This window comes from Caulobacter sp. ErkDOM-E (assembly GCF_048541895.1).
Taxonomy (GTDB): Bacteria; Pseudomonadota; Alphaproteobacteria; order Caulobacterales; family Caulobacteraceae; genus Caulobacter.
In genome coordinates this window covers 702,392-719,531 of sequence record NZ_CP183331.1, presented here as the reverse complement: position 1 = coordinate 719,531, position 17,140 = coordinate 702,392, and the positions used below count along the sequence as shown (strand labels likewise).

The 17,140-nt window shown below is 67.6% G+C and carries 23 protein-coding genes; 11 read left to right on the top strand and 12 right to left on the bottom strand.

The genetic code is table 11. The features are described 5' to 3' along the window. Positions 1-33: 33 nt before the first annotated feature. From ACN2C7_RS03635 to ACN2C7_RS03610, 6 genes are all read right to left on the bottom strand, one after another. On the bottom strand, positions 34-855 hold the full coding sequence (locus ACN2C7_RS03635) for a TIGR00282 family metallophosphoesterase (RefSeq protein ID WP_419319918.1): 822 nt from the start codon (positions 853-855) through the stop codon (positions 34-36). A gap of 31 nt (positions 856-886) precedes the next feature. Next, complete coding sequence (locus tag ACN2C7_RS03630) at positions 887-1,483, bottom strand: 5-formyltetrahydrofolate cyclo-ligase (RefSeq protein WP_419319917.1); 597 nt, start codon at positions 1,481-1,483, stop codon at positions 887-889. Next, positions 1,480-1,689: a hypothetical protein gene (locus ACN2C7_RS03625; protein WP_419253298.1), complete on the bottom strand. Its 210-nt coding sequence runs from the start codon at positions 1,687-1,689 to the stop codon at positions 1,480-1,482. The genes ACN2C7_RS03630 and ACN2C7_RS03625 overlap by 4 nt, the downstream gene beginning before the upstream one ends. Positions 1,690-1,948: 259 nt before the next feature. Continuing rightward, on the bottom strand, positions 1,949-3,916 hold the full coding sequence (locus ACN2C7_RS03620) for an alpha/beta hydrolase family protein (protein ID WP_419319916.1): 1,968 nt from the start codon (positions 3,914-3,916) through the stop codon (positions 1,949-1,951). A gap of 92 nt (positions 3,917-4,008) precedes the next feature. Next, positions 4,009-4,335 (bottom strand): cell division protein ZapA, encoded by a 327-nt coding sequence (locus ACN2C7_RS03615; protein ID WP_419319915.1) that lies wholly within the window; start codon positions 4,333-4,335, stop codon positions 4,009-4,011. A 3-nt stretch (positions 4,336-4,338) separates the two neighbouring features. After that, positions 4,339-4,710: a DUF4164 family protein gene (locus ACN2C7_RS03610; protein ID WP_419319914.1), complete on the bottom strand. Its 372-nt coding sequence runs from the start codon at positions 4,708-4,710 to the stop codon at positions 4,339-4,341. Between the two features lie 220 nt (positions 4,711-4,930). Between ACN2C7_RS03610 and gap the strand changes: the two genes are divergently transcribed. The 4 genes from gap (at position 4,931) to fba (ending at position 8,818) form a co-directional block, all read left to right on the top strand. Then, complete coding sequence (gene gap / locus ACN2C7_RS03605) at positions 4,931-5,938, top strand: type I glyceraldehyde-3-phosphate dehydrogenase (RefSeq protein WP_419319913.1); 1,008 nt, start codon at positions 4,931-4,933, stop codon at positions 5,936-5,938. A gap of 133 nt (positions 5,939-6,071) precedes the next feature. After that, positions 6,072-6,383 carry a hypothetical protein gene (locus ACN2C7_RS03600; protein ID WP_419319912.1) on the top strand — a complete coding sequence of 104 codons (312 nt, stop codon included), beginning with the start codon at positions 6,072-6,074 and terminating at the stop codon, positions 6,381-6,383. A gap of 13 nt (positions 6,384-6,396) precedes the next feature. After that, complete coding sequence (locus ACN2C7_RS03595; RefSeq protein ID WP_419319910.1) at positions 6,397-7,587, top strand: phosphoglycerate kinase; 1,191 nt, start codon at positions 6,397-6,399, stop codon at positions 7,585-7,587. Between the two features lie 139 nt (positions 7,588-7,726). Then, positions 7,727-8,818: a class II fructose-bisphosphate aldolase gene (gene fba / locus ACN2C7_RS03590; RefSeq protein WP_419319909.1), complete on the top strand. Its 1,092-nt coding sequence runs from the start codon at positions 7,727-7,729 to the stop codon at positions 8,816-8,818. Between the two features lie 53 nt (positions 8,819-8,871). Here the strand turns inward: fba and ACN2C7_RS03585 are convergent, their stop codons facing one another. From ACN2C7_RS03585 to ACN2C7_RS03575, 3 genes are all read right to left on the bottom strand, one after another. Next, the gene (locus ACN2C7_RS03585) at positions 8,872-9,561 is read right to left on the bottom strand and encodes an NrsF family protein (protein ID WP_419319907.1); all 690 of its coding nucleotides are present in this window, start codon (positions 9,559-9,561) and stop codon (positions 8,872-8,874) included. Between the two features lie 167 nt (positions 9,562-9,728). Further along, a complete protein-coding gene (locus ACN2C7_RS03580; RefSeq protein ID WP_419319905.1) occupies positions 9,729-10,364 on the bottom strand; it encodes an NrsF family protein in 636 nt (211 codons plus the stop codon). Continuing rightward, positions 10,351-10,890: a sigma-70 family RNA polymerase sigma factor gene (locus tag ACN2C7_RS03575; protein ID WP_419319904.1), complete on the bottom strand. Its 540-nt coding sequence runs from the start codon at positions 10,888-10,890 to the stop codon at positions 10,351-10,353. Before ACN2C7_RS03575 ends, ACN2C7_RS03580 begins: the two co-directional genes overlap by 14 nt. Before the next feature lie 183 nt (positions 10,891-11,073). Here ACN2C7_RS03575 and ACN2C7_RS03570 point away from each other — a divergent pair, with 183 nt between their 5' ends. The 6 genes from ACN2C7_RS03570 to ACN2C7_RS03545 all read left to right on the top strand — a co-directional run bounded on the left by ACN2C7_RS03570 (position 11,074) and on the right by ACN2C7_RS03545 (position 14,529). Then, positions 11,074-11,343, top strand: a complete 270-nt coding sequence (locus ACN2C7_RS03570) for a DUF2282 domain-containing protein (protein ID WP_419319903.1) — start codon at positions 11,074-11,076, stop codon at positions 11,341-11,343. Between the two features lie 77 nt (positions 11,344-11,420). Next, the gene (locus tag ACN2C7_RS03565) at positions 11,421-12,257 is read left to right on the top strand and encodes a DUF692 domain-containing protein (RefSeq protein WP_419319902.1); all 837 of its coding nucleotides are present in this window, start codon (positions 11,421-11,423) and stop codon (positions 12,255-12,257) included. After that, positions 12,250-13,017, top strand: coding sequence for a putative DNA-binding domain-containing protein (locus ACN2C7_RS03560; protein WP_419319901.1), 768 nt, complete (start codon positions 12,250-12,252; stop codon positions 13,015-13,017). The genes ACN2C7_RS03565 and ACN2C7_RS03560 overlap by 8 nt, the downstream gene beginning before the upstream one ends. Next, positions 13,014-13,457 (top strand): DoxX family protein, encoded by a 444-nt coding sequence (locus ACN2C7_RS03555; RefSeq protein ID WP_419319900.1) that lies wholly within the window; start codon positions 13,014-13,016, stop codon positions 13,455-13,457. Before ACN2C7_RS03560 ends, ACN2C7_RS03555 begins: the two co-directional genes overlap by 4 nt. 125 nt (positions 13,458-13,582) lie before the next feature. Beyond that, positions 13,583-14,101, top strand: a complete 519-nt coding sequence (locus tag ACN2C7_RS03550) for a response regulator (RefSeq protein WP_419319899.1) — start codon at positions 13,583-13,585, stop codon at positions 14,099-14,101. Then, positions 14,098-14,529 carry a chemotaxis protein CheE gene (locus ACN2C7_RS03545; protein ID WP_419319898.1) on the top strand — a complete coding sequence of 144 codons (432 nt, stop codon included), beginning with the start codon at positions 14,098-14,100 and terminating at the stop codon, positions 14,527-14,529. Before ACN2C7_RS03550 ends, ACN2C7_RS03545 begins: the two co-directional genes overlap by 4 nt. Before the next feature lie 17 nt (positions 14,530-14,546). Here ACN2C7_RS03545 and ACN2C7_RS03540 read toward each other — a convergent pair whose 3' ends face one another. Next, the gene (locus ACN2C7_RS03540) at positions 14,547-15,182 is read right to left on the bottom strand and encodes a DUF2799 domain-containing protein (protein ID WP_419319897.1); all 636 of its coding nucleotides are present in this window, start codon (positions 15,180-15,182) and stop codon (positions 14,547-14,549) included. Between the two features lie 187 nt (positions 15,183-15,369). Further along, a complete protein-coding gene (locus ACN2C7_RS03535) occupies positions 15,370-15,942 on the bottom strand; it encodes a tryptophan-rich sensory protein (RefSeq protein WP_419319895.1) in 573 nt (190 codons plus the stop codon). Positions 15,943-16,076: 134 nt separating this feature from the next. Between ACN2C7_RS03535 and ACN2C7_RS03530 the strand changes: the two genes are divergently transcribed. Continuing rightward, entirely contained in the window at positions 16,077-16,583 is a 507-nt protein-coding gene (locus ACN2C7_RS03530) for a GNAT family N-acetyltransferase (RefSeq protein WP_419319893.1), read from the top strand. 14 nt (positions 16,584-16,597) lie between these two features. Here the strand turns inward: ACN2C7_RS03530 and ACN2C7_RS03525 are convergent, their stop codons facing one another. Continuing rightward, complete coding sequence (locus ACN2C7_RS03525) at positions 16,598-17,026, bottom strand: hypothetical protein (protein WP_419319891.1); 429 nt, start codon at positions 17,024-17,026, stop codon at positions 16,598-16,600. Between the last annotated feature and the right edge of the window lie 114 nt (positions 17,027-17,140).

Below are 17,140 nucleotides of genomic sequence, written 5' to 3'. Positions count from 1 at the left end.
TCAAATCTAGTCCTCGCCCAGAGGGAGAGGACTCTAGACGGTGGGCACCGTCGGTTTCAGCCGCCCACCCACCCGGATCGGCTCGACCCGCACAGCGAGACCTGTACGGTCGTCGGTTTCCACGAACACGCCGCAGACCGTCGCCGGACCCGAGGCGGGGGTATAGCGACCGCCGCTGATCTTGGTGGTGAAGCGCCGCAGGGGCTCTTCCTTCTGATTGCCGATGACGCTGTCATAGTCAGCGCAGGCCCCGGCGTCGGTCTGATAGGCGGTGCCGCCGTTGAGGATCTGGGCGTCGGCGGTGGGCACATGGGTGTGGGTGCCCACCACCAGCGAGGCGCGGCCGTCGCAATAGTGGCCCATGGCCATCTTCTCGGACGTGGCCTCGCAGTGCATGTCGACCACCACCGCGTCGGCCACCTGGCCCAGCGGGGCCTTGTCCAGCTCGCGGTCGGCGGCGGCGAAGGGGTCGTCCATGGCGTCCATGTGCACCCGGCCCAGCAGGTTGATGACCATGATGGTGCGGCCGCGCTCGGTCTGGAACAGATGGCTGCCCCGACCCGGCGCATCCGACAGGATCGGATAGTTGGCCGGACGGATCAGTCTGGGCTCGCGGACGATGTAGGTCAGGGCCTCGCGCTGGTCCCAGCTGTGATTGCCCAGGGTCAGGCAGTCGGCCCCGGCCTCGAACAGCTCGCGGGCGGTGTTCTCGGTGATGCCGAAGCCGGCGGCGGCGTTCTCGGCGTTGATGATCACGAACTCGAGGTCGAGGTCACGGCGCAGGGCGGGCAGATGATCGGCCAGACCGTCGCGGCCCGACTTGCCGACGACGTCGCCGAAGAAAGCAAAACGCATAGAGATTCCTTGGTGCGGCTCTGCGTGAGCCTCAGACTTTCACCGCGATATACTCTTTTTCGGTGAGAATGGCGTCCAGCGCTTGATCATGCGGTTCATGCGGCAAATTCGCCGTCTCCTGGCCGCTATAGGCCAGGCCCAGGGCGAACACATCGCGCCGGGCCTTCAGGTCTTCCAGCGCCCGGTCATAGTAGCCGCCGCCCTGGCCCAGCCGCCGGCCCTGGCGGTCAAAGGCCAGCAGCGGCAGGACGACCAGGTCCGGCTGAACCAGCGGCTGGTCGATGGACGGCGCCTGCAGCCCGATCGCGTCGCGAACCAGCGGACGGGTGCGGTCCCAGATCCGGAAGACCATGCGGCCGGCCTCGCCCTCGACCGAGGGCAGGGCCAGGGTCCAGCCCGCTGCGGCCAGGCCGTCGGCCAGAACGTGGGTCGAGAGTTCCGAGCCCACGCCATGATAGAGCGCGGCGACCTGGCGGCTGGCCTGGGGAAAGCGGGCGGCCAGGGGCGCGCGTCCGACCTCGGCGACCATCCAGGCGGCCTGCGGGACCTCCCGGGCCAGGATCTTGCGCCGTGTGCGGACGAACATCCGCAGGGTGGCCTTGGCGGCGGCAGGGTCAGCGAGGGTCAAGACGGATCAGAGGCCCGATAGGTCAGCCAGACCACGCCGAGCAGAAGCACGACCAGCGCCCCCTGGACCCAAAGCCGCAGATCGTCGGTGATCAGGGCCGTGGCGATCATCGCGATGAAAAACACGATGGTGATCAACCAGCCCTGCCATCCGGTCGGCCGCGGGCCGCCACCGAAGGGCTTGGGTCCAAACCAGCCGGATTTCATGACCGCCTCGGCGAACGGGGAAAGGGTGGCGGCGCCATGAAGAACCGTGAAGACGTTTCAATCCACTCGAACCTGTTTGGTACAGGTGGGCCCCGTGTCCCCGCAGCCACGGCCACGGGAGGGAACAGGTCCCGATAGAGAGATTAAGGTCCCTGGGAATAGAAATCTTCGACGAGGGCCACAGCAGACCCGCCGTTGAGGAATATAGGCGCTCGCTCCCCCCGGCGATAGGGGCGTTCCGTCGCGGCCCTCACGATCCTCAGAGTCCCAGCGAGACCTTCAGGAACGCGTCGGCCTTACCCAACATCTCGGTCCGGGCCGCACCGTCGTTCAGATGGTGATCGAGGCCCTTGAACTCGATGTACTCGACCTTGCGACCTGCATCGCGGAGCTTGCGCTCCATCAACCGCGACTCGCCGACCCCCACATTGGTGTCCAGATCGCCGTGGAACAGCAGCACCGGAGCCTTGATCGCTGCAGCGTTCTGGGCCGGTGAGCCCTCGGCCACGTGTGGCCCCTTGCCGATGAACTGGCTGACCTGCAGGTAGTTGGTGAAGTTCTGGTGCTCCTGCCGCAGCAGTTCGAGGTCCGTGACCGGCGCGATCGCGACGACGGCCTTGAACAGGTCGGGATCCAGCACATTCGACTGCAGCGCCGCGTAGCCGCCGTAGGACCAGCCGACGATGGCCAGCTTGCCCGGCGCGGCGATCCCCTGCTGCGCCAGCCAGCGGCCGCCGTCGTTGACGTCGCCGACGGCGGTGCGCCAGGACTGAAAGCCGTTCTTCTGGAACCAGTCGGCCCCATAGCCGGCGGAGCCCCGGTAGTTCGGTTGCAGCACCGCGAAGCCCCGCTGGGCGAAGTACTGCGCCAGCCAGTCGAAGCCCCAGTCGTCGCGGGCGCTGGGGCCACCGTGCGGCATGACGATCGCCGGCAGGTTCTTGCCGTCGCTGCCCGGCGGCAGGGTCAGGTAGCCCGGGATCTGCGTGCCGTCGGCCGCCGGATAGGTGATCGCCTTCACCGTGGCCAACTTCATCCCCTCCAGCTGCGGCCGGGCGGCCGTCAGGTCCTGGAGCTGCCGGGTGGTCTTGTCGAACAGGTAGTAGACGCCCGGATAGCTGTCGCCGCCGGCGAACAGCAGGAGCTTGGATTCGTCGGCCGAGGCGTCGATGAAGGTGACGATCCGTCCGGGCATGGCCTTGCCGATCGCCAGACCCAGCTTGCGCAGCTCCGGATCGAAGAACTCGGTTTCCCGGCGGTCGGTGACGAAGGACGCGCCGACCACGCGGTTCTGCCGCCCGATCCGCACCAGGCCCGAGACGTCGACGTCCGGTCGCGCCAAGACCAGGTCGCGCGTCATCGAGCCGTCGAGGGCGATCTTGTAGAGCGCCTGGCGCCCGTCCTTGTCGTCGAAACCGTAGGCGACGTTGAGCTTCTGATCGACGGCGTAGGGGTTGAACCCGCTCCAGCCGACCGAACCGCTGGTCAGCTGGCCCAGCGGCAGCCACTCGCGGCTGTCGGGCTTGCGGTAGAGATAGGAGATCTTGCCGCCGGAATAGCCGGAATTCCCCCGCGTGGGCTGCATGCCCATGATTCTGACCGTCCCATGCCCGTCACCGATATATTCCACGGCGGTGCTGAAGGCCTTCTCGACGGTCTTTCGCACCAGGGTCAGCGTATCGACGCGCTCGACGCCCAATCCCTCGTCTTTCCTGGTGGTGCGACTGACGCCGGTCTCCTCCAGATACTCGCGGGTCATCAGCACCCCGCTCTCAGCGTCGTCGATCGACCAGTCGACGATGGAGCCACCGTTCTGGGCTACCCCGATGGCCCGGTTGCTGTTCTCGGCGGTCAGCATCTTCAGCTCGCCGCCGTCGCTGTTGAGCGCCAGCAGGCGAGTGTAGCCCACCTTGCTCTCGCCGTTCTTGACCATGGCGTAGATCTGGCAGACCAGGCGCGTGTTGGTCGACCAGCGGCAGTAGGTCAGCCGCTCGGGATCGCCGCTGGAGACCAGGATGGTCTTGGACGCCCCGGTCGCGATGTTGATGGTCACCAGCTTGGAGCCCCGTCCGGAACCGGGGACAATCATCGCCACCTGCTGACCGTCGGGCGAAAGGCTGATTTGCTGGATGTACTCCCGCGCCCCGAACGCGGCGGTCGTGGGATCCGCGCCGAACGCGGGCCCGCCTAGCGCCAGAAAGACAAACGCAAACGCCGTAACAAAACGCATCGACCGCCCCCACCAAGCTTGACCACAACGATAGGCGAGTCTGGAGGCAAGACAACCCAAAGTGCAACGCGGACGTGCGATATCGGTTCAGCCTACTCCGCCGCCAGCTTCTCGATCCGCTCGGCCGCCGCGTCGATCGCCCGGATGGCGGCGATCTCGGTGCGGCTGCGTTCGGCCTGAAGCTTGGCCAGTTCGCTCTGGGCGTGGGCCAGGCGCAGCTTCAGGTCGCTCATCTCGTCAGCCAGCAGCAGGGCGCCCATCAGGAACAGGCGGGTCTCGCCCAGCTGGCCGACATCCTGGCTGACCTGGCGGACCTGACGGTCGAACAGGCGGGCGATCTCCATGAGGTGGGCCTCCTGGCCGTCCTCGCAGCCGACCGTATAGGGCCGGCCGTTCACCTGGATGGTCAGTTGGGCCATGGGTCAGGCCTCCCGCGGATCATCGAAAAGCTCGTTGGTCTCGTCGGCATCGGCGAGGTCGTCGGACGGATGGTCGTCATTGACCGGTCCCTCGTCGCCTAACGCGGCGCGGATTTCGGCGATGGCGCGGCCCAGGGCGACCGAGGCCTGGGCGCCGGCTTCTTCCAGGGCGCGCTCGCGCTCGCGGGCGGCGTCCAGCTCGGCCTGCAGGCGCGCGGCCTCGCCGTCGAAAACGTCGGACGAAGACGTGGACGACGCCGCCGCCGAGGCGACAGCCACGGTCGCGCGCGCGGCCAGCCGCTGCTCAAGCTGAGCCACGGCGCGCTCCAGTCGGCGCGCGGCGAGGTCGAGGGCGCTCGTTTCGCCCAGGGTCATCGGCGGGTTCCAATCATGCGGTGCAACATATAGATCAGGACCAGCTTCGCCACCCGCTGCGGCGACAATAGGGTGATGAAATCGCCCTTGGCCGTATTCTGTCATGCGTTGTTACCGGAGCTGGGCTTGACTTCCCCGCCCCCGCCCGCAAAACGCGCCTGCAAAATCAGGGAACGTTGGTCCCTCTGGGCCGCGTCCGATCGTTAGGAGAAAGACCACCATGGCTCTTCGCGTCGCCATCAACGGCTTTGGCCGTATCGGCCGCCTCGTCCTGCGCTCCATCGTCGAGCACGGCCGCACGGATATTGAAGTCGTGGCGATCAACGATCTGGGTCCGGTCGAGACCAACGCCCACCTGCTGCGCTACGACAGCGTCCACGGCCGGTTCCCCGGCGTCGTGACCTCGGGCGAGGACTGGATCGATGTCGGCACGGGCAAGATCAAGGTCACGGCGATCCGCAACCCGGCCGAGCTGCCGCATGCCGAGCTGAACGTCGACATCGCGTTCGAGTGCACGGGCCTGTTCACCACCAAGGAAAAGGCCAGCGCCCACCTGACCGCCGGCGCCAAGCGCGTGCTGGTCTCCGCTCCCTGCGACGGCGCCGACCAGACCATCGTCTACAAGGTCAATGACAACGTGCTGAGCGCCGCCGACCTAGTGGTCTCCAACGGCTCGTGCACCACCAACTGCCTCGCCCCCATCGCCAAGGTCATCCACGACCTGGTCGGCATCGAGCGCGGCTACATGACCACGATCCACAGCTACACCGGCGACCAGCCGACGCTGGATACGATGCACAAGGATCTGTATCGCGGCCGGGCCGCCGCCCTGTCGATGATCCCCACCTCGACCGGCGCCGCCAAGGCCCTGGGCCTGGTGCTGCCGGCCCTGAAGGGCAAGCTGGACGGCTCGTCGATCCGCGTTCCCACCCCGAATGTCTCGTGCGTCGACCTGAAGTTCGTGCCCAGCCGCGACACCACGGTCGAGGAACTGAACACCGCCCTGAAGGCCGCCGCCGCCGGCCCGCTGAAGGGCGTGCTGGGCGTCACCGACGAGGCCCTGGTCTCGACCGACTTCAACCACATCGCCGAAAGCTCGACGGCGGCTCTCGCCCAGACCCAGGTCATCGAAGGCAAGCTGGGCCGCGTGCTCAGCTGGTACGACAACGAATGGGGCTTCGCGACCCGCATGAGCGACACCGCGCTCGTGATGGCGAAGTTCCTCTAAAGCCTGCCAGACCCCCGCCCCTCCCTGAGAGGCGGGGGTTTTCCTTAAACCCAACCGCAGAGGGCAGATGTCGATCGCTTCAGCACAACCACCCGTTCGGGCGCATAGGCTTGCCCGACTCTGGACTTGGATTGTGTCGGTCGCTCTCTGCCTGTCGGCCTTTCCAGTGGGTTTCGCAGGTGTGTGGGGCTTGCTCCACTGGTCGAGTATCGCCGCGCACGTCAAACTTGCGAATGCGCCCAAGCCTCTGCTCGACCTTCCCGTACTCGAAACCTACCCTGCGAAATTGGCCGCCCTGTTGTGCTGGCTTGGGGCTTTGGGACTGCATCTCTACGCCTCGCGGCGGCGTCGCATGCATATCGCCCATGTCGCCCTACCTGCTCTGATCTTTGCGCTCTCGGTGGCGGCGGCATTCTTCGCGCCACCCATCGACGCCTCTCATTGAACGGATAACCTCGATGACCTTCCGCACCCTCGACACCGCCGATCTCGCCGGCAAGACCGCCCTGGTCCGCGTGGACTTCAACGTGCCCGTCGAGGGCGGCAAGATTTCGGACGACACCCGGCTGCGCTCGGCCCTGCCGACCATCCAGTACCTGACCGGCAAGGGCGCCAAGGTGGCGCTGCTGGCCCACTTCGACCGGCCCAAGGGCAAGGTGGTTCCCGAGATGAGCCTGGCCTTCGTGGCCGAGCCGCTCTCCAAGCTGTTGGGCGCGCCAGTGGCCTTCGCTGCCGACTGCATCGGCGACGAAGCCGCCAAGACCATCGCGGCCCTGCCGGCCGGCGGCGTCGCCCTGCTAGAGAACGTCCGCTTCCACGCGGGCGAAGAAAAGAACGATCCGGCCTTCGCCGCGCAGCTGGCCGCTCTGGGCGACCTCTATGTCAATGACGCCTTCAGCGCCGCTCACCGCGCCCATGCTTCCACCGAAGCCTTGGCCCGCGCCCTGCCGTCCTATCCGGGCCTGGCCATGCAGCGCGAACTGGAAGCCCTGGACTCGGCCTTGGGCAATCCGCAGAAGCCGGTGATCGGCATCGTCGGCGGCTCCAAGGTCTCGACCAAGCTCGACCTGCTCAACAACCTGGTCGCCAAGCTGGATCGCCTGGCGATCGGCGGCGGCATGGCCAACACCTTCCTCTATGCCCAGGGCCACGATGTCGGGGGGTCGCTGTGCGAGAAGGACCTGGCCGACACCGCCCGCCAGATCATCGAAAAGGCCAAGGCCGCCGGCTGCGAGCTGCTGCTGCCGGTCGACGTGGTGGTGGCCAAGAAGGTCGCGCCCGGCGTCGACGCCGAGACCCGCGCCCTTGCCGACGTGCAGCCCGACGACCTGATCCTCGACGCCGGCCCCGAGACCGCCAAGCGCCTGCTGGCCGCCATGGACGCCAGCAAGACCCTGATCTGGAACGGCCCGCTGGGCGTGTTCGAGGTACCGCCGTTCGACGAAGCGACCGTTGCGGCGGCGAAACATGCCGCCCAGCTGGCAAAATCGGGTAAGATCGTCGCCGTGGCCGGCGGCGGTGATACGGTGTCGGCGCTGAATCACGCGGGCGTCGTGGGCGACATGACCTTCGTCTCGACCGCCGGCGGCGCGTTTCTTGAGTGGATGGAGGGCAAGGACCTGCCCGGTGTCTCGGCTTTGAACACCTAGGGTTCCAGATTTTTCAGGCGCGGACCTCCGGGAGGGGTCCGCGTGAGCTACCGGACGACCCGGGCAGAGAACGCAAAAGCGTCACGCCCCAAAAACAAGAAACGACCCAAACCTTTCAAGCTTGCAGGAGAGATATCACGTGGCGAGGATCACGCTTAGGCAGTTGCTGGACCATGCGGCGGAGCATGAGTACGGGCTGCCGGCCTTCAATATCAACAACATGGAACAGGGTCTGGCGATCATGGAGGCGGCCGACGCCGTCAACTCGCCGGTCATCATCCAGGCTTCGCGCGGCGCGCGGTCCTATGCCAACGACATCATGCTGGCCCGCATGATCGACGCCCTGGCCGAGATCTACCCCCACATTCCGGTGTGCATGCACCAGGACCACGGCAACGGCCCGGCAACCTGCGCCACGGCAATCCAGTACGGCTTCACCTCGGTGATGATGGACGGCTCGCTGATGGAGGACGCCAAGACCCCGGCCTCCTACGAGTACAATGTCGAGGTCACCCGCAAGGTGGTCCAGATGGCCCACAGCTGCGGCGTGTCGGTCGAAGGCGAACTGGGCGTGCTCGGATCGCTCGAGAGCGGCATGGGCGAAGCCGAAGACGGCCACGGCTTCGAGGGCGTGCTCTCCCACGATGAGTTGCTGACCGATCCCGACCAGGCGGTCGACTTCGTCGGCCAGACCGGCGTCGACGCCCTGGCCATCGCCATGGGCACCAGCCACGGCGCCTACAAGTTCACGCGCAAGCCGGACGGCGACGTCCTGGCCATGAACGTGATCGAGGAAATCCACCGCCGCCTGCCCAACACCCACCTGGTGATGCACGGCTCCAGCTCGGTGCCGCAGGACCTGCAGGACATCATCAACCAGTACGGCGGCGAGATGCCCCAGACCTGGGGCGTGCCGGTCGAAGAGATCCAGCGCGGCATCAAGCACGGCGTCCGCAAGATCAATGTCGACACCGACAACCGGATGGCCATGACCGGCGCGATCCGCAAGATCCTGATGGAAAAGCCCGGCGAGTTCGATCCGCGCGCCTATCTCAAGCCCGCCAAGGAAGCCATGCGCAAGGTCTGTCAGGCCCGCTTCGTCGAGTTCGGCTCGGCCGGCCACGCCGACAAGGTCAAGGCGCTGTCGACCGCGACCATGGCCAAGCGCTATGCCTCGGGCGAACTGCACGCCAAGTTCGGCGCCACGACCGGCAAGGTCGCAGCCGAATAGGCTTCAACGCTTGATGAGACGAGGGCCTCCCGGAGCGATCCGGGGGGCCTTTTTCATACGTCCACGACGCTGCTGTCGGCCGGGTCGGGCCGCAGGCGACGGCTGATCAGCTTGAGCGTGACCGCGCCGACAGCGCCGCACAGGGCCACCCCGAAGCTGTACCAAAGAGCCACGAACAGGAACGTCGAGTCCTGGCAGTGCACGCCGTAGATGGTCGCAGCCACCGCGCCGCTGAACAGGCCGACGAACAGGCCTGTCAGGCCCGGACGCTCCATCTCGACGCCGCGCAGGCCCACCCCCGCGACCAGCAGCATGGAAACCGACAGCACGGAGACGTGGAAGACGCAGTTGAAGGCGCCGCCCGGATTGAAGATGTGGGCAATCAGGGCCGCGTCCAGGCCAGGGGCCTCGAAGGCGACGGCGAGGGTCATCAGGACAACCATGGCGCCGCCCGAAACCAGGGCCGGCCACAGCGGCGCCCCGGGACGCGCTGCAGCCGTCGCCCCGCCCAGGGCGATGGCGGCCAGGGTGGCCGTATAGAGACCCTTGATCCAGAAGAACGGATGGCTGATCGCCGCCCAGAAATCAGGGCGCGGCTTCAGCCAGAACAGAACCAGCAACAGAGCGGCCAGCGCGCCCGCCGCAGCGACTTCCAGAAGGCGTGTCTGAAGCGTCCCTGTCGACCACGATTGTGTGGCCGCCGGCGCCTCGTCGGGGAGGACGAGGGCGTCGTCTATCGTCAAGGGCGACCCTCCCCACAAGGTGTCAGAACCGGCTATGGGATCCGGGCTTGCGTATGGCTCGCAATCTCGGCGACGGCAGTTGAAGATCTGGCCCAGCGCTTGTCAACCGCCGTTATGGGACCGTAACCAGACGTGATCACAGCGGGCGCAAGGCCCGACCGGGCTGCTCACCAGCGCAGCGCCCAGCGCCCGAGAACCGCGCCCAGGGCCCCGCAGGCCAGGACGCCCAGGCTGTACCAGACGCCGACGAAGACAAAGGTGCTTTCGGCGCAATGCAGTCCATAGACCGTGGCCGCGACGCCGCCGGCCAGGGCGCCGGTCGCGAAACCGGCCAGAACCGGGCGGGTCGGCGCCAGCCCCCGCACGACCCAAAGACCCGCGAGGGTGGTCGGCGCGCCCAGGGCGAGGATGTTCAGCGAGCAGCGGGTCCAGGACTGGCCGCGCAGCAGGGCCATCGGATCCTGCGCCATCCCGAACTGGACCAGCCCCACTAGGACAAAGCCGCTCAGTACGATCAGGCCCAGGACCAGTCCCCGCCGGGCCGAGCCCGTGGGCCGCGACAATTGCTCGATCGCCAGATAGCCCGCCAGGGCCAGGGCGGCGGTATAGGCCGCCTTGAGCCAGAAAAAGCCGCCCCGCATGACCTCCATCAGGTCGGGTCGCACCTTCAGCCAGACTAGCACCCCGATCAGGGCCGCCACGCCGCCCAGGCCCGCCAGCAGGCCAAGGCGCCCCCCGGGCCGCCCGCCGGGCGCCGGGCCGGCATTGGCGGCCAGGGCGTCGATCAGGTCATCGGTCCGCATGGCGCATCCTTTCGGCCAGGGCCTTTAGCGCACGGTGCAGGGCGACCTTGGCCGCGCCTTCGGTCATGCCGGCCTTGGCGCCGGCCTGGGCCAGGCTGAGCCCAACCAGCTTGACGTCGCTGACCAGCACACGCTGGCGCTCGGGCAAGCTGGCCAGGGCGCGATCCAGTTCCAGCCCCACGCCGGGATCATGCTCCTCGGCGGCCAGGAATTCGGAATGATCGTCCAGCGGCAGGGTCTGGCGGATCTTTCGCCGCCGCCAGTGGTCGATCAGCTTGTAGCGCGCCACGGCGTGCGCCCAGGCGGTAAACGACTGGGACGTGTCCCACGTCGCCCGCTTGATATGCACCGCCAGCAGCGTCTCCTGCACCATGTCCTCCACATCACCGGGCGCGCCGGACATCCGGCGCGCAAAATAGGCGCGAAGCCGAACGCCGAGCAGGGCCAGACACTCGCGGTAGGCTGGGGCGTCGCCCTCCAACCCGCGCAGCATCAGCGCCTTCAGTCGGGTTTCGGTGTCCGTCACGCATCCCCCTATTCGCGCGTCAGGGCCAAAGGGTTACACGGCCCGCGCGTGAGCCGGAACCGCTGTCGAAGTCCCGTCGAATAATTTGTTCGACGACCGCTGTAACCTTTGCCGCCCCCTTTCCGTATTCCCCCTCGAACCGGCCATACGGACCCGGTTCCCACCCCACCAAGGAGCCATCCCATGAACCGCACCGCTTCCGCCGCCTTCGCCGCCATCTTCGCTCTCTCGGCCGGGGCCGCCATGGCCGCCGACAAGAAGCCCGAGATGGAAAAGTGCTACGGCGTCTCCAAGGCCGCCCAGAACGACTGCAAGGCGGGCGCGGGCACCTCGTGCGCCGGCACCTCCAAGGTCGACTATCAGGGCGACGCCTGGAAGCATGTCGCCAAGGGCACGTGCGTGACGATGAAGACCCCCAAGGGCATGGGCTCGCTGACCCCCAAGGCGATGTAGTTCGGCCCCGGCCACCTGCCCCCTCCGCGCAGCCGCCAGGAGGGGGCGGGTGACCGTCCAACCTTAGAGCCCCCCCAATGACCCAGACCGCCGGCCTCGGCCTGAAACCCCAGCACTATGACGACGCGCTCGCCGCGACGGCGCCGGGCCTGTGGTTCGAAGTCCACCCGGAAAACTACATGTCGGCCGGCGGACCCCGCCTGTCGGCCCTGGCGGCGATCCGTCAGAGCCATCCGCTGTCGCTGCACGGCGTGGGCCTGTCGCTGGCCGCCGACGCCGATCCGGACCCCGAGCATCTGGCCGCCCTCAAGACCCTGGTCGATCGCTTCGAGCCGTTCGTGGTCTCCGAGCATCTGGCCTGGTCGACCCATCGCGGCGTCCACCAGCCCGATCTGCTGCCCTTTCCCCGCACCCGCGCGGCCCTGACCCGCATCGCCGGCAATATCGGCCGCATGCAGGACGCCCTGGGTCGCCGCGTGCTGGTCGAGAACCCCTCGCTGTACCTGCCGCTCACGGGCCATGATCTCGACGAGACCCAGTTTCTTCGCGCCCTGGTCGAGACGACCGGCTGCGGCCTGCTGGTCGACGTCAACAACGTCTTCGTCAGCGCCCATAACCTGGGCTACAGCGCGCAGGCCTATCTCGACGCCCTGCCCGCCGCCGCCGTCGGCGAAATCCATCTGGCCGGCCATGGCCAGGACGAGGGCGGCTCGGGCTTGCTGATCGACACCCATGGCGCGCCGATCGCCGAAAGCGTGTGGACGCTGTATCTCCACCTGATCGACCGCATCGGTCCGCGCCCCACCCTGATCGAACGCGACGACGACGTGCCCGCCTTTGCCGTGCTGATGGCCGAGCGCGACCGGGCCCAGCTGGCCCTGGACCGTGCGCGGCGGGAGCCCGCCCATGTCTGACCTGCTGGACTTTCAGGACGCCTTCGTCGCGGCCCTGGGCGGCGCGCCCTCGGCCCTGTCGCCCTGGCTGGCCGAAGGCGAGGCCGGCGAGACGGGTCTGTCGGTCTATCGCAACACCATCGCCAAGGGCTGCGTCGACGCCCTGGCCGCCAATTTCCCGACCGTCGCCAGCCTGGTCGGAGACGACTGGTTCCGCGCCGCCGCCGCCCTGTTCGCCCGCGAGGCGCCGCCGGCCAGCGCCGCCTTGCTGGACTATGGCGAGGCCTTCCCGGCCTGGCTGGACCGCTTCCCACCGGCCCGGGACCTGCCCTATCTGGCCGGCGTCGCCCATCTGGACCGCCTGTGGACCGAGGCCCTGTTCGCGGCTGAGGCGCCGTCGCTGGGCGCAGACGCCTTCGCCGCCCTGTCGCCCCAGGCGCTGGGCGCGGCGCGGGTTGCGCTGCACCCGTCAGCGAGGTTCGCGCTGTTCGAGGCCGGCCTGCCCAGCCTCTGGGCCGGCGCCCGCCAAGGCCGCGATGACCTGGAACTGTCCGAAGCCGCCCAGGGCCTGCTGGTGAGCCGATCGGGCGCTGCCGTGGCCTACCGCGTGGTGGGTCCCGCCGACTGCGCCTTCCTCGCCGCCTGCCGGACCGGCGGCTCCCTCGCCGAGGCCATGGGCCAGGCGGCGCAGGCCGATCCCGACGCGAACCTGCAGTCCCTCTTTGCCGCCCTGATCGCCGACGGCGTGTTTGGCGACCTCATTTCCGGAGCCAAGCCATGATCACCGCCATGCTCAAACCCCTCGACACCCTGGCGCAGATCGCCCGCAAGCTGTTGCCCGACGACGTCCTGACCCTGGTCGCCCGCCTGGGCGTAGCCAGCGTGTTCTGGCTGTCGGGTCGCACCAAGGTCGACGGCGTGCTGCACATCACCGACAGCACATATTCGCTGTTCTCGGACGAATACGCCCTGCCCCTGATCCCGTCCGACATCGCCGCCCATCTGGCGACCTACAGCGAGCACCTGTTCTCGATCCTGCTGGTGCTGGGCCTCTTCACGAGGCTGTCCGCGCTCGCGTTTCTGGGCATGACCCTGGTCATCGAGATCTTCGTCTATCCCGACGCCTGGAGCACGCACCTGTCCTGGGCGGGCCTGCTGCTTTTGGTCCTCGCCAAGGGCGGCGGCCGGTTCAGTCTGGATCGCCTTTTGCGGATCGACTGAACGCCGCAGCGGTCGTGCGACAATACGCCTCAGGGTATTATTGTCGTAGATAATTCCCGTTAAGCTTGTTTTATTCGCCGCGCCTCATCGTCACGTAACACGGTTGGGCGAACTGGAGCGGCGACATGGCGGATCCAACAGCAAGCGCGGAGCTGACCTTCAACTTCAGCGAGGCCAGCGTCCTGATCGTGGATGAAAACGCCGGCTTCATGGACCTTACCGCCCTGATGCTTTCCGGCTTCGGCTTCCGAAAGCTTCACCGATGCCAGAGCCTGGGGGAAAGCCACGCCTTCAGCCAGGACGTAGAGGTCGACCTGATCCTGGTGGATCCCTTTCCGAGAGCTGACGAAGGCCTGGCCCTCATCCGCGGCATGCGCCAGCGACAACAGCCCACTGACCCGCCCCTGGTGGTCATCGTCGTGACCGGACACACGCCCCGGGAGCTGATCCAGGAAGCCCGGGCCGTGGGGGCCGACTATGTCGTGGCCAAGCCCTTCTCGTCGTCGACCCTGCTGGACCGGATCCTGTGGAGCGCCGCACCGCTGGCGCCCCGCACCCGCAGCGGTGAAAATCCCGGCAATGCCGGCGTTCAGGCCGAGACCATCGACCCGCTGCGTCAGGCCGCCCTGGCGCTTCTGCAATGAGCCAGCCCAGCCGCCTCACCCGCTTCATGGACCTCCCGGACGGACTGGCCGTCGACGAGGCCCTGGCCCGGGCGGACGCCAGCCTGGAGTCCCACCGGCAAGCCGCGCTGCAGCTGATAGATCAGGCGCTCGGCGAACTGGCCGACGCTGGAAGCCGGGCCTCAGCTGAAGCCCTGGCCCGGCTCTCCGACAGCATCGGGAGTCTGGCGGGCATGTTCCAGCTGAACGCCCTGTGCCGGGTCGCCAAGCGACTGGGCGACATCGTGCGCACCCTGAACGAGCGCGGCGGCGCCGATCACGACCTGATCGGCCTGCACATCACCGCTCTGCGGGTCATCCGAGTCCAGCCCGATGGCCAGGGCGCGGCCGAACTCCTCAAGGGACTGGACCAGATCGCGGCGCGTGAGGCCCGGCGGGCCTCACGCTAGGCTCGGCGCCGGACCCGTTACCAGCCGCCGTAGATTGGCCTGAACTGATATTCCAGGTTGCTGACTTCGCGCTCGGCGTCACGCATGGCCCAGTCGGCGCGGCGGCCGTCCTCGATGGCGGCGCGGCGCTCGCTGCGAAGGCGGTTCAGCCGGTCGCGAAGTTCACGTTTCTGCTCGTCGTTGAGCGCGGGATTGCGCAGTTCGTCCTCGACGCCGCGCGCTTCGCGATCGCGCTTTTCGGCGCGCCGGTCGGCGCTTTCGCGATCGGACCGCGCCTGGCTCAGTCGCGCGGCCGCCGCATGGACCAGCTGGCCGTCGGCATAGGCCGGCAGGAAGCGGCCTGCGGCGGGTTCGGGACAGACCCCGGCATAGCTGTGGCCCAGGCGGCCCTCGCGAAAGCCGCGATCCGGCGTGCAATACAGTCTCAGGCCCTGGGCGCGAGCGGCGAAATAGGGCGCGGGATCAGGCGCAACGCCGGTCTTGGCGCAGGCCTTGGCGTGCTCGTCCAGCCGGCTTTGCGGATGGCCAGCCTCGCCGTCCTTGAAGCCGATGCCGGCCCAGTCGCCCTGCAGGCAGGCCTCCTCGCTGATCGTCGCGCAACTGGCCAGAAGCAGGCCACCCGCCAGGAGCGGAAACAACAACAACGGACGCATGTCAGAAACTCCCCAAGTCGGTGTCCCGGAGATAAAGCTTCACCACATGAATGGTCAATGAACCGGGCCCCGCCCGCTTGGAACCGCATTCGCCCCGATGGTCTCGTCGAGGTAAAGACGGCCCAGAAATCGGAAGTTTAGAACACTTTTCCGTCCGATAACCGCCCAATACTTATCGGAAATAACCCTAGTGCAGGGTCGGCCCCTGCGGCCGCCGCCACAGCTGGGCGGTCAGGGCGTTGGCGACACCCAGCCAGCCCAGATCAGGCGCCGTACCGCCGCCGACCTTGCGGGCCTCGATCGCGTAGGCGGTGGAGGCCGCCAGCGACGCGGTCGCCGCCGTAACCTGCCCGCCCAGGCGCTTGGCGCCCAAACCCAGCCACAGGGCGTTGAAGCCCTGGGTCAGGCTCCACAGGGTCAAGGCCCGCGTGCGCGCCGGACTGGCCGGCGCGTTCCAGGTGCGCAGGCCAGACAGGGTCATGGCGATGAACAGCGGCGGCAGGAGCAGGCTGGTCAGCGGCTTGGGCTGATGGGCGACCGGCTCGTGCATCTCGGCGAACTCGACCGCGTACATCGCGTCGTCCAGCACGGTCTCGTGCCGACGGCCCATGGCCAGGGCCGCCAGGATGGCGCCGCCGGCCAGCAGGGCTCCCAGCGCGATCTGGGCGGCGGGATGATTTTCCTCGCGGGCCTCGACCTCAAAGGCCTCGCGGCCCGCACGGGCGTGCGCCCGGTGCTGTCTGCCGTTCAGGATGCTCATGCCCGGACTCCTCGCTAAACAGGCTGTCTAACCGATCAGGACAGGCTTGGTTCCCGCCCTGGCCTCAACAACCTTATGATGGGTGCGTTTTGGGCCCGGCGCCAGCGCCGAGGTCGCCAGGATGAGCAGGAACCATGACGCCGACGCTGCGCGACGCCCGCCCCGAAGACATTGAAACCGTGCGCGCCATCGAGCGGGCCTCGGCCCAGCGGTTCATCGGCCTGATGGACGCCCTGGCCGCCGACGAGCCGTCGTCGCCCGAGGTCCTGGCGGCGCGCATCGCTGCCGGGGGCCTGCTGGTCGCCATCGACGCGGATGCGCCCATCGCCTTCGTGATGTTCCGGCCGGTCGAGGACGGGCTCTATATCGAGCAGATCGACGTGCTGCCCGCCTTCGCCGGCCAGAGGATCGGCGCGCGGCTGCTGGACGCCGCCGCCGATACAGCCCGGACGCGCGGGCTAAGCGCCCTGACCCTGTCGACCTTCCGCGAGGTGCCCTGGAACGCGCCCTGGTATCGCCGGCTGGGCTTCATCGATATCGCCGACGTCGCCCTGACGCCCGGCCTGCTGGAAATCCGCCGGGCGCATCTGGAGCGCGGGCTGGACGAGGACGCGCGGACCTTCATGCGGCGCCCCGTTTGATTGGCGGTCCCTGATCAGCGGTTGGCCGGCGTGCGCGTCAGGCCGTCGATCAGGGCCTCCATGGCGCCCAGATTGAGCAGTCCCGCCTGGCGGATCTCCTCGCGGGCCAGAATCTCCGAGGTGACAATCACCCCGCCCGACGCGGTGCGCTGCGCAAACCCCGTGCTGGCCAGCTTGACCACATGGCGCCGGGTGGTCTCCACGGGGATGCCCAGCGACCGGGCCAGGGCCGAGACGCTCACCGGCCGGCGCATCTCGTCGGGGAAGAACTCTCCCGAGATCAGTTCGACATAATCGGCCTGCTCGCGCAGGTGCTCAGTACCGGCCTGGGCGGCGGCGATGAACACCAGGGCCCGGTCCATGTCGCCGTCGAAAAGATCGGTAAAAACCCGGATCATCCGCAGGGCATAGTCCGCGCCCAGGCTCAGATGGTGACGGTTCACGAACGGCGTCTTTTTACGTTTCATCATCAGGCGATGGAGCAATTTTCACTAAGCATCAATCCAAGAAACCTACTCAATTTGAGCATCTAATTTCAGGTTTTAAGGCGCTGTTTA

Bases quoted from the DNA above. Each gene is read 5' to 3' on its own strand.
- ACN2C7_RS03635 (WP_419319918.1), bottom strand. From the start codon at position 855: ATGCGTTTTGCTTTCTTCGGCGACGTCGTCGGCAAGTCGGGCCGCGAC.
- ACN2C7_RS03610 (WP_419319914.1), bottom strand. From the start codon at position 4,710: ATGACCCTGGGCGAAACGAGCGCCCTCGACCTCGCCGCGCGCCGACTG.
- ACN2C7_RS03550 (WP_419319899.1), top strand. From the start codon at position 13,583: ATGGCGGATCCAACAGCAAGCGCGGAGCTGACCTTCAACTTCAGCGAG.
- ACN2C7_RS03540 (WP_419319897.1), bottom strand. From the start codon at position 15,182: ATGCGTCCGTTGTTGTTGTTTCCGCTCCTGGCGGGTGGCCTGCTTCTG.
- ACN2C7_RS03580 (WP_419319905.1), bottom strand. From the start codon at position 10,364: ATGCGGACCGATGACCTGATCGACGCCCTGGCCGCCAATGCCGGCCCG.
- ACN2C7_RS03555 (WP_419319900.1), top strand. From the start codon at position 13,014: ATGATCACCGCCATGCTCAAACCCCTCGACACCCTGGCGCAGATCGCC.
- ACN2C7_RS03615 (WP_419319915.1), bottom strand. From the start codon at position 4,335: ATGGCCCAACTGACCATCCAGGTGAACGGCCGGCCCTATACGGTCGGC.
- ACN2C7_RS03565 (WP_419319902.1), top strand. From the start codon at position 11,421: ATGACCCAGACCGCCGGCCTCGGCCTGAAACCCCAGCACTATGACGAC.
- ACN2C7_RS03560 (WP_419319901.1), top strand. From the start codon at position 12,250: ATGTCTGACCTGCTGGACTTTCAGGACGCCTTCGTCGCGGCCCTGGGC.
- ACN2C7_RS03625 (WP_419253298.1), bottom strand. From the start codon at position 1,689: ATGAAATCCGGCTGGTTTGGACCCAAGCCCTTCGGTGGCGGCCCGCGG.
- ACN2C7_RS03530 (WP_419319893.1), top strand. From the start codon at position 16,077: ATGACGCCGACGCTGCGCGACGCCCGCCCCGAAGACATTGAAACCGTG.
- gap (WP_419319913.1), top strand. From the start codon at position 4,931: ATGGCTCTTCGCGTCGCCATCAACGGCTTTGGCCGTATCGGCCGCCTC.
- ACN2C7_RS03545 (WP_419319898.1), top strand. From the start codon at position 14,098: ATGAGCCAGCCCAGCCGCCTCACCCGCTTCATGGACCTCCCGGACGGA.
- ACN2C7_RS03595 (WP_419319910.1), top strand. From the start codon at position 6,397: ATGACCTTCCGCACCCTCGACACCGCCGATCTCGCCGGCAAGACCGCC.
- ACN2C7_RS03620 (WP_419319916.1), bottom strand. From the start codon at position 3,916: ATGCGTTTTGTTACGGCGTTTGCGTTTGTCTTTCTGGCGCTAGGCGGG.
- ACN2C7_RS03570 (WP_419319903.1), top strand. From the start codon at position 11,074: ATGAACCGCACCGCTTCCGCCGCCTTCGCCGCCATCTTCGCTCTCTCG.
- ACN2C7_RS03535 (WP_419319895.1), bottom strand. From the start codon at position 15,942: ATGAGCATCCTGAACGGCAGACAGCACCGGGCGCACGCCCGTGCGGGC.